10 protein-coding genes are annotated in these 10,399 nt (G+C 46.0%); 5 read left to right on the forward strand and 5 right to left on the reverse strand.

Annotation, left to right across the window (positions count from 1 at the left end; all coding sequences use genetic code 11):
* Positions 1 to 51: 51 nt before the first annotated feature.
* The 5 genes from G588_RS0104185 to G588_RS0104205 all read right to left on the reverse strand — a co-directional run bounded on the left by G588_RS0104185 (position 52) and on the right by G588_RS0104205 (position 5,726).
* Positions 52 to 1,518 (reverse strand): DUF4153 domain-containing protein, encoded by a 1,467-nt coding sequence (locus G588_RS0104185; RefSeq protein ID WP_022777506.1) that lies wholly within the window; start codon positions 1,516 to 1,518, stop codon positions 52 to 54.
* Between the two features lie 10 nt (positions 1,519 to 1,528).
* Positions 1,529 to 1,738 (reverse strand): helix-turn-helix domain-containing protein, encoded by a 210-nt coding sequence (locus tag G588_RS0104190; protein ID WP_022777507.1) that lies wholly within the window; start codon positions 1,736 to 1,738, stop codon positions 1,529 to 1,531.
* Positions 1,739 to 1,748: 10 nt separating this feature from the next.
* Complete coding sequence (locus G588_RS19105; RefSeq protein WP_022777508.1) at positions 1,749 to 2,216, reverse strand: DUF2975 domain-containing protein; 468 nt, start codon at positions 2,214 to 2,216, stop codon at positions 1,749 to 1,751.
* Positions 2,217 to 2,350: 134 nt separating this feature from the next.
* Positions 2,351 to 4,036, reverse strand: a complete 1,686-nt coding sequence (locus tag G588_RS0104200) for a GGDEF domain-containing protein (protein WP_022777509.1) — start codon at positions 4,034 to 4,036, stop codon at positions 2,351 to 2,353.
* The gene (locus G588_RS0104205) at positions 4,029 to 5,726 is read right to left on the reverse strand and encodes a GGDEF domain-containing protein (protein WP_022777510.1); all 1,698 of its coding nucleotides are present in this window, start codon (positions 5,724 to 5,726) and stop codon (positions 4,029 to 4,031) included. Before G588_RS0104205 ends, G588_RS0104200 begins: the two co-directional genes overlap by 8 nt.
* A 194-nt stretch (positions 5,727 to 5,920) precedes the next feature.
* Here G588_RS0104205 and G588_RS0104210 point away from each other — a divergent pair, with 194 nt between their 5' ends.
* From G588_RS0104210 to G588_RS0104230, 5 genes are all read left to right on the forward strand, one after another.
* Positions 5,921 to 6,301, forward strand: a complete 381-nt coding sequence (locus tag G588_RS0104210; protein WP_022777511.1) for a DUF2752 domain-containing protein — start codon at positions 5,921 to 5,923, stop codon at positions 6,299 to 6,301.
* 25 nt (positions 6,302 to 6,326) lie between these two features.
* The gene (locus tag G588_RS22940) at positions 6,327 to 7,928 is read left to right on the forward strand and encodes a DUF898 family protein (RefSeq protein WP_022777512.1); all 1,602 of its coding nucleotides are present in this window, start codon (positions 6,327 to 6,329) and stop codon (positions 7,926 to 7,928) included.
* A gap of 236 nt (positions 7,929 to 8,164) precedes the next feature.
* Positions 8,165 to 8,953: a transporter substrate-binding domain-containing protein gene (locus tag G588_RS0104220; protein WP_022777513.1), complete on the forward strand. Its 789-nt coding sequence runs from the start codon at positions 8,165 to 8,167 to the stop codon at positions 8,951 to 8,953.
* Positions 8,954 to 8,966: 13 nt separating this feature from the next.
* Positions 8,967 to 9,623, forward strand: coding sequence for an amino acid ABC transporter permease (locus tag G588_RS0104225; RefSeq protein WP_022777514.1), 657 nt, complete (start codon positions 8,967 to 8,969; stop codon positions 9,621 to 9,623).
* 13 nt (positions 9,624 to 9,636) lie between these two features.
* A complete protein-coding gene (locus tag G588_RS0104230) occupies positions 9,637 to 10,392 on the forward strand; it encodes an amino acid ABC transporter ATP-binding protein (RefSeq protein WP_022777515.1) in 756 nt (251 codons plus the stop codon).
* Positions 10,393 to 10,399 lie beyond the last annotated feature (7 nt).

Consider the following 10,399-nt stretch of genomic DNA (forward strand, 5'->3'; position numbering starts at 1 on the left):
GGGGATGACTCGCAACCGTCCCCATTGACTCACAACCGTCCCCTTGACTCCTTAGAACTTCGCCAACATCACCGCAGAGAACGAAATTGCCCCCAGCAGCAGTCCGATCTGTGCTGCCGGAATCTTCTTGTACAGTCTTACGATCATCAGAACGCACCACACAATGATGTTTCCTTCAACCCAGGTTGACAGCACTCTCTTGGCTGTGAAGCCGTAGCTTCCCATATAAACCACGCAGAGGTTGTATAGTCCAAGAAGGGCGAAACCAAGTGCGAATACGAACAGAACAGTAGCGATGATCCTTGTTCCCTTTTTCTCCCAAAGAGCATCTCTTGAGAAAATGCAGGAGCCGAACATGATCGCAAAGTTAAGAAGTATAACTCTGATAAGACTCCAGAAGCTTGCCACAGCTCTTGTTGAAGCTTCGTGGGCGGTTGCTGCGAAGAGCCCCTGATTGTTTATGAAGTCATACAGCGCTGTTCCGAAGAACACCAGGTACAAAAAGCTGATGCTGCCGATGATGATGTATGCTGAATAGTCGGGCAGCTGATGAAGTCCCTTGGTGCAGCTGTTGAAGGATGCCTCAGGAATCTCGGGCTTTTTACTCTTAAGTGCGCCTGCCACAAGGCCGAAGAGGAAGCATCCAAAGGGCAGTGAAATAATCAGGGTGAAAAGGTTGTCGCCAAACCGGTTCCAGAAACCCTCTCCGAATATTTTGGAGAATGTATCGGAGATGCTATCGCTCAATCCCTCAAAGGTTTCGGATACCTCAGCCAGCTGTGTAAAAGCAAATATACATACAATAAGTGCGATAAAGAGGCTGAGAAGAACGGTAATGACGCCTCTTGCGGTAATCTTGAATTTCGGAGCCTTGATCTCTTTTTCTTCGGGATCTTCCTTCATGTCCCCTCTTCTGAAGATGGTCTCAAGTCTTAATGCGAAGTTGCCGAAGGGAACAACAATAAAGCCCTGAAGACAATCAATAGGAAACAAGATACCGCTCCTGCCGGCAGACAGTACGCCGCAGCGGGCAAGTACATAGTAAATGATGGTCGCATGCCACATGAATACCTGGAAAGTACATGCCACCCAGTCCTCACGAAATCCCCAGAGACAGAGGGCAATGCTCTGAACAAGAACGCAGACCATAAAAATGACCGCCTCCATGACTGAACGGTTCTTTTCCCTCAGGTACTCATAGGTGGTGCCTGTAAAGTGGGCAAAGGCTTCGCAGCCGATCACAAAAACTATACCGAAGATCAGATAGGGAAGTCCCCTATTGTTTGTAAATACTGTGGGATCCCAGCCAATGGTACCAAAAACATATTTGAAATAAAAGAAACCGATGATATAGCTGATTACTGCAGCGATTCTGAAAATATTTTTATTCGGAACGTACACCTTGGGTGCTGTCTGCGCGTAGTATGCTGCAAATGCGTTAGTATTCTGCTTGTTTTCATTTCCCGCATCAGCCTCATATGTTGTCTGCTGTGGCTGATTATTCTCGTAATTATCCATACTTTTTTCCTCACTCCTCATCCGGAACGTATTCCAGAATATCTCCCGGCTGGCAGCCCAGTTCCTTGCAGATCGCGTTCAGCGTCGAGAAACGGATTGCCTTAGCCTTATTTGTTTTTAATATAGAAAGATTGGCGGGGGTGATATCCACCTTCTCTGCCAGGTCGCCGGAGCCGATCTTCCTCATTGCCATTACCACGTCTAAGTTAACTCTGATCATTGCCCCCTCCTTATACCGTATAATCCAGTTCGTCCTTCATCTCCACGGCCTTGCCGAAGGCGTTCTTCACAACGCAGATGATAGGGATGATAAAAGAGGCTGTGGCTGTAACGATAAGCAGCATAAGGGTGCAGCAGATGCCGATGATACCTGTGATGACGGTGGCTGCAAATACGATCCTTGCCAGATTGCTGAGGGCCTTGACATTCTCAGGAACAAATACATTCCCCATCTCGATTCTGGAGATCAGCCCATAAAGCAGAAAAAGGAAGGCAAAAAGAATCGCCGCACATATATACCCGCCTATAAGCAGCATCAGGTATCTGGGTGTGCCCGTGATAAACGGAGAAGCCTTGGCCATAATGACCTTCACCAGAAACGGCCCCGTAACACACATGGCTACAGCAATTGCAGCCACCAGAAAAATAGCTAACTTACTCAGTTTAATGCTAAATGCTTCTGAACTACTGTTATTCATTTTTTTCATCTCTTTCTTTAGTTTTCCGGAAAAATTTGATCCGATAGTGGATCATAAGAGAAGTTTAGAACAGTGAATTTCGTTTGTCAACAAAAATATATCGAAAAACGATATTTAATTATTGAATACCAAGATTAAGCATTATGTCTTGCCCTGATTTTCATAGCTGACTTATTGGCATACATTCTTTGGTCGGCCAAAAGATAAACGTCATGATAATCAGCGCCGGCGGCTTCATGTCTGTAGGCATATCCCAGAGCGGCGCTTCTTTTTATTCTTTTATCCGCAGCATTATAAAGCTCAAGTTCTCTGCTGAGCTTGGTTGCCACATCTTCTGCTTTGTTGAGACTGTTACCCGTAAGTATCATTACGAATTCATCGCCGCCGATCCTTGCAATGAAGCTGTCTTCGGGGGCACTTTTTCTAAGGGCCTTGCTAAACTCCAGAAGATACCTGTCTCCTATAAGGTGACCGGATCTGTCGTTGACGGATTTAAGGCCGTTTAAGTCTATGCTGAGAATGCAGTAGTTCTTGTCAGACTTATCCAGATCTGTCAGGTACTGCTCGAACTTGGATCTGTTGGGAAGTCCGGTAAGACCGTCGGCATAGGCAAGATGGGCAAGGGAGGCGTTCTCTTTTTTCCTTGCGTAAGAATCTGAAATATAGATGTAGTAGTTGATGAGGGCCGCAAAGACCATGCAGAGCGCGCCAATGGGAACCGCCACCTTGGACAGCAGAATCTGTTCATATACTCCGACTACTTCAAGGTAGTAGAAGAATACGTTGATAACAAAGGAAATTGTGAGCACGATCATTCCCGCAAGCTGTATGGCCTGGGAATTGGTTATTTTCCCGGTCTTTATATCACGTATCAGCATGGAGATCATGAAGCATGCCAATACCAGCGCATTGAACTGGTAGATTCCCAGGTATTCGTTCATATGATCCAGATTAAGAGCGTGGATGAGGATAGGGGCAAGAGCCACCACTGTACTGGTGGAGGCAAAGACTATGAAGGGCTTGTAATGCAGATAGTCCTGCATGCTGCCGATTACCATGTACATAATGGGAACCGCAAGATATAGGGATATGTACTCCAGCTCGGTCTCGTGGCCGTGGGTGTTTACAAAAAGGCTAAGGAGCCTGAACTGGGTTAGGAACCATATTCCCAGTGTGACAAACAAAAGAGATGAGAAGGTCTGCATCTTGATCTCAGGGAGAGTACTTCTAAATCCCAGGGTTATGGCAAAGAACATAAGGCCGAAGATGATGAGAAATGCCGATGCCATAAATACGAAGAAGTCCCTATAGGCCAGGTATTTGATGACATTTCGATAATCTCCGAGGACCGGAGCTTCATAGTAGCTGTAGGCGCCGTCCTCATTGACCTTCAGTTCTATCTCGAGGCGCACTTTGCCTGTTGAAGAGGGCAGGGTGATGAAATGATTCTCGCATCCGATATAACGATTTTTATCAAGATAGTCATAGTAACGGTTTGATATCTCCTGACCGCCGAACCGAAGCCTCCAGGCACTGAATCTGGTTTCGAAGAAGATTGTTGGAGAGTCCATGCCTTCCAGGGCGTCAAGATCTTTGGCAAGAAGAAGGGTATCTCCTTTGTGGGTTCCATGACCAATAAGCCTTCTGAGGGCAGAAAGCTTGATGTTCTCGTAAACTGTGTCATTGTAGATAACTTCCCAGCCCTCGTTCAGAATCTCTATGGATTCTTCCGCCGAAGGTTTGAAGAAGGCGGTCCAGATCACTATCTGACACAGAAACAATATGAAGGCGAATGCAAGACATAACAGGTTTTTACGCATGGTGCTTCTCCTTCATCTCATACATTCTCGAGTCAGCCAGAATAAAAATGGATTCAAAACCTCCGGTCCTGTCTTCTTCGCTGTAGGCGTAGCCGCAGGAGGCTGACAACTTGAATTCCTGAGAGCTTTGGTTATATTCATCTATAAGCTCTTGTAAAAAATTAATGCAATCATCGCAGATATTAGCATCAGGATTTTCAATGGAAACAAGGAACTCATCGCCTCCAACCCTTCCTATTACCGCAGCATTTGGGAAGGCTTTGACAAGAAGCTCAGAGAAGTCCTTTATCATCTTGTCTCCTACGATGTGTCCGTAGGTGTCGTTAACATATTTGAGCCGGTCAAGGTCAATACTTACTATGGCGTAGGGCACCCGGACCGATGCAAAGTACTGCATACATTTGGCTCTGTTCACAAGGCCCGTCAGGGTGTCTGTAAAGGCGAGGCCCTCCAATTGTTCCTGCACATATTTGGAGTTGGTACTGTCTATTCCGTGCAGGAAATAGTAGATAAACAGGCAGAATACAAAGTACAGCATTCCCAGAGTCAGATAATTGATGCTGGTATAGGCATTGACAGTGGTGCTGACATAACGGTTGTAGTGATATCTTCCGATTTCCAGAAGACCAAAGAATATCAGGATTATGAAGCCCAGCATCATATAGCTGTCGGCGTCAACTCCGGTGTAGGTGTCCGAGGCAAGCTTTTTTTTGTGCTCGCTGTTAAGTCCCATAAGAAGCGGCGGGAGCATGATAAGTATCTCCAGTGTCGATACTGCCTGGAAGGGAACCATGAAATGATTGATGGGGGCGACCTTCAGGTGATTGATCAGAAGTATCGCGATTGGAAACAGCGTGTTCAGATTAAGGCACAGAAGCTGGCGTCTTGGCGCAACCGTAGGATGCGTCGAGTAGAACAGCACGCTGATGGCAAGGGGAATCATGTACAGAGCCATGTATTCCATAATATTGTAAAAATAATCCTTGTCTCCCAGAAGATAGAATATGTCGTTGTAAGTAAAGGTGTACAATCCCAGAAGCATCGCTATGGCGGAGCTAAAGAACATGGAGGGAGTTGACCTTTTCGTCAAAATAAGGTATATGGCCAGCAAGAACAGGATCCAGGAGTATATTACAAGGAATCCGCCCACGAACAGAGGGAGCCTGTGGATCTCCATGAATTCTCTCATGATCCCGTGCATGGTGCCATAGTAGGGAATCTCTATCTGGGTAAAAGCATCTTCATCGCATACTGTGAGAACTATCTTAAGCTTGTGATCGCTGGTGGTGTCCTTTAGATGTATGAAATGATAGTTCTTTGGTACGATAAGTCCACTGTCATAGTACTCCCGGCCGGATTCGTAGACTTTTTCCTCGTCTATATAGACCTCGACAACGGCCATTTTGCTGATGACAAGGAGTGTGGGAGATATAAGAGCTTTCTTGGACAGGGTGTTTGTGAGGATTATAGTCTCACCCCTATAGGTGTGGTTAATCCTTAGTTTGGACAGGGTGACATCGTCCGTGGTGTATTCGCCATCAGAAAAAGACCAGCCCTTGTCCAGCCGGTTTAATTGGAATCTGCGGGATTCCGTCATTATTCTGCTTCCGAAAGCAACCATCATAAGGGTAATAATGAATAATACGATCGGAAGCATAAAGAATCTGCGATTTACATTCCTTTTATTCATAGGTCACCACAAACGATATATTGATACATATTATATTATATACCATTTTATGACTATGATACAGATTCTTGTGTTATCTGCTCTGCTCAATTTTTTACCATTTTTTTAATAATTCACATAATGGTCAAATTTTCAGCGGATTTATATGATAAAATAACGGGGTTGACAGTTTTTTAACGAAGGAGGAATACGCCATGGATAAGCGTAAAAGGCTCACTTTAGTGGCAAGAACCATAGTGCCGCTATTGATACTTTTTATCATTTATGTCGTGGTGTTTACCGGCTTCGGGATAGGACTGCCATGTATCTTCAGAACAATTACCGGTCTTAAATGTCCGGGATGCGGCATGAGTCATGCTTTGGCGGCAATGGTCCATGGGGACTTTGGGGAGGCTGCCGGGGAGAATGTTTTGTCGGTATCTCTTTTGCCGGTGCTTGTTGTCTTTTTTATATTTCGTTTTATCAGATATATAAATAAGGGAAAAGAAGATTTCAGGATATGGGAAATTGTGTTTCTTGTAGCCTGTCTGCTGGTCTGCGTAGCATTTTTTGTTCTGCGCAATGACCTTATCTAAAAAAGTATATTGGAGGAAATGTAAAATGTTTTGTTGTCACTGTGGTAAAGAAATAGAAAATGACAGCAGGTTCTGCCCATATTGCGGCGGCGAACAGCCACCGGTACCGGGAGAAGGACCTAAGTCCGGAGACTTTTTTGATGCGTCCGGAGACGGCACAAAGGCCGAGAATATCATAGAGAATGCGGGAGAGACCATCGGAAACGGCATAGACAGTGCCATCAACGATCTCAAGAATTCCGACGGTGCCAAGGCTCTTAAGAACGGCGTTAACGAGGCCGGCAAGAAGGCTGAGGATATCGTCAAGAACTGGAGAGATTATCTTACTGTGGAGAACATGGAGCTTGCGGCACCTGTACTCCTTCTTATGCCCCTTGTCATGGGAATCGTCAAGACGGTTCTGATCAGGGTGTTCGGAATTTTATTCCTGATTCCATTAATCGGAACATTGCTTAGATTTGTTCTGGGACTTGTTAAATTGGTATTTGTTGTTGCTTCAGGTGCCGGCATCGGTGCTGTGGGATATGTTCTGTACAAAAAGCCCGAGAAGAGAAGCCTTTACAGTTTCGTGTCTCTTGGAGCTGCTGTATTTGGATTTTTGTCATGCCTTGGCATGTTCTTTTACTGGAAACATGTTAATCTTCCCTTTGGTCTGCTGGCTCTTGTATGGGGCGCAGAGTCAATCGCGAGAGTATGCATTCAGAAAAAGGGCATGGAGTCTGAGCCTAACGTTCAGGAAGATATTGAAGCCTACAAGAACTTCTGCAATGACCTTAGAACCAAGATGAAACAGGCTGAGGGAAATAAGGCAGCCGGTGCTGCTGCGGCAGCGGGTGTTGCCGGTGCGGCAACTGTAGCTGGTGCGGCAAGTGCGGTTGATGGTGCAATGGGAGCTGATGAGACAATTAAAGGATTTGATCCCGATGCTGCAGGTAGTGCAGCCGGTGGTGTAACAGGTGATTCTGTGAACGGATATGTTCCTGCTCCTGTGGTTCCTACTCAGGGCGGCGAGTCCTATTTTGACGGAAGCGGTATCGAACTCTTCGGAATTCTGCTTCTTACATTTATTCTCAGCGGTATCACCTGCGGTCTTGCAACACCCTGGATGCTCTGCAAGATCTTCAAGTGGAGAAAGAACCACACAGTTATCGATGGCAGAAGACTTGATTTCAACGGAACCGGCGGCAACCTCTTCGGACACTGGATCCTCTGGGAGATCCTCACAGCTGTTACCTGCGGTATCTATGGTTTCTTCATGTATGTGGCTGTAAGAAAGTGGGAGATGAAGCACACCTTCTATCAGGATCAGCCTGAAATGCAGGGAAGCTTCGACGGCAACAGCTTCCAGTATCTGGGCTACGGACTTCTTCAGGGACTTCTCGTTATGCTGACCTGCGGTATTGCAGCACCCTGGACCATCACAATGATCGAGAAGTGGCAGATGAAGCACTCTGTTGTAGCCAATGACAGAATGAGATACGACGGAACAGGTCTTGGACTTCTCGGACAGTATCTGATCTTTGCGATATTAAGTGCTATTACCTGCGGTATTTACCTGCCTTGGGGAATTGTAAGACTTGATAAGTATCTTTTCTCGCATGTACATGTTGATGAGACATTAATGTGATGATATGGGTGTCAAAAGTCAAAAATGCGTACATGCTTGCATGTTAAGCATTTTGACTTTATGACCCGAACAAATATAATGGAACCCCGCTCCGCGCGACCAGATCGTTACCGGAGCGGGGTTTTTTGCGAAAAAAATAAAAATAAACACTTTAGTATGCTAATGCGGTATACAATTACCATGATGCTATGTTAAAATATATCAATCATATTAAAATCGCACAGGAGGAAAGTATTATGAAAAAGAAGATTATTGCGGCATTTTCTGCCATGGTGATGGCGTTATCGCTGATGGGCTGCGGCAGTGCAGGAGCAGCTAAGACAGATGTTGAGTATATCAAGGACAAGGGAACACTTCTTGTTGGTATCACTGATTTCGCACCTATGGATTACAAGGATGACTCCGGCAACTGGATCGGTTTTGACGCCGATCTTGCCAAAAAGGTTGGAGAGTCCCTTGGAGTTAAGGTTGAATTCGTAGAGATAGACTGGGACAACAAGGTTCTTGAGCTTAACAACAAATCAATCGACGTTGTATGGAATGGAATGACTCTTACATCCGAAGTTACGAGCGCTATGGAGTGCTCCAAGCCTTATCTTAACAATGCACAGGTAGTAGTTGTTCCTTCATCTGTTGCAGCTACAGTAACAACCGTTGACGAAGCCAAGGCTCTTAGCTTTGCTGTTGAGACAGGTTCTGCAGGCGAGCAGGCTGCCAAGGATAGCGACTTTAACTATATCGGTGTAACATCTCAGGCTGACGCAGTTATGGAGGTTCAGGCAGGAACTTCAGGAGCCTGCATCATCGACCTTCTTATGGCAGGAGCCATGATCGGTGAGGGAACCAGCTATCCCGACCTTACACACACAGTTGAGCTTACCACTGAGGAGTACGGCATCGGCTGCAGAAAAGGCTCTGACCTTGCAGCATATATCAACGATCAGCTCAAGGCTTTTTACGACGACGGAAGTCTCATGCAGATCGCTCAGCAGTATGGCGTCCAGGACGCAGTAATTTCCCAGTAAAAGAGGCTTATTTATGTTTTGGACCGTAACCTTATCACTACTTGAGGGCTTCCTCTCCACAATTAAATTATTTGCGCTGACACTTTTGTTCTCACTTCCTTTGGGGCTTCTTATCTGTTTTGGCTCCATGGGAAGGCTGCGCATTTTAAGAGCAGTTCTTCGTTTTATCATATGGATTATCAGAGGTACGCCGCTGATGTTACAGCTCCTTGTTATCTACTATGGCCCGGGTATCTTTTTTGGCATCAATGTCTGGGGAACCTCTGGGCAGGGAAGATTCATGGCGGCGCTGATCGCTTTTGTCATCAATTATGCTTGTTATTTCAGTGAGATATACAGAGGCGGCGTGCAGTCCATTCCCGTGGGCCAGTACGAAGCTGCACAGGTTCTTGGAATGACCAGATGGCAGACCTTCAAGAAGGTAATCCTTCTCCAGCTCATCAAGCGCATCGTTCCGCCAATTTCCAATGAAGTCATCACTTTGGTCAAGGATACCTCCCTTGCCAGAGTTATCGCAGTATACGAGATCATCTGGAACGGTCAGGCCTTTATCAAAAGTAGCGGAATCATCTGGCCGCTTTTTTACACAGGCGCGTTCTACCTGATCTTCAGCGGATTGCTTACACTGCTATTTAGATATATAGAGGACAAATTGTCATATTTCAGATAAAAAAGGAAGTTTTATGCCAATACTTGAAGTTAACAACCTGAAAAAGAAATTCGAAAATACTGAGATCCTCAAGGGAATATCCTTCAGCATGGAGGAGGGGCAGACCATTTCTGTGATCGGCTCCTCGGGAAGCGGTAAGACCACTATGCTAAGATGCCTTAACCTGCTGGAGTTTGCTGATGAGGGCACAATTACCGTCAATGGAGAGAAGCTGTTTGACGCATCGGAGAAGCTGGGAAACCCTGATGAACTCAGGGAGAAGCGCCTCCATTTTGGAATGGTATTCCAGCAGTTCAATCTTTTCCCGCAGTACACAGCTCTTGAGAACGTAACTCTTGCGCCAAGCCTCAGGGGCGATGGCAGGAGCAGCGAAGAGATCCTTAATATGGGCAAGGAGCTCCTTGACCAGATGGGGCTCTCAGACAGAATGAACAACTATCCCCATCAGCTATCCGGCGGTCAGCAGCAGCGTGTTGCGATTGCGAGAGCACTGGCTCTTAAGCCTGATATTCTCTGCTTCGACGAGCCCACCTCGGCTCTGGATCCGGAGCTCACCGGCGAAGTTCTTCGCGTTATCAGGGAACTTGCCAACAAGCATATGACCATGATCATTGTAACCCATGAGATGGCCTTCGCCAGGGATGTAGCTGACGAAGTTATTTTTATGGACTCCGGAATTATTCTTGAGAAAGGCCCTGCGGCGGACGTCATCAATAATCCTGCCAAGGAACGCACAAGGCAGTTCCTGTCTTCTTTGAGTTCTCACTAAAGAAATA

The sequence above is a fragment of the Butyrivibrio sp. AE3009 genome (assembly GCF_000420845.1).
Classification (GTDB): domain Bacteria; phylum Bacillota; class Clostridia; order Lachnospirales; family Lachnospiraceae; genus Butyrivibrio.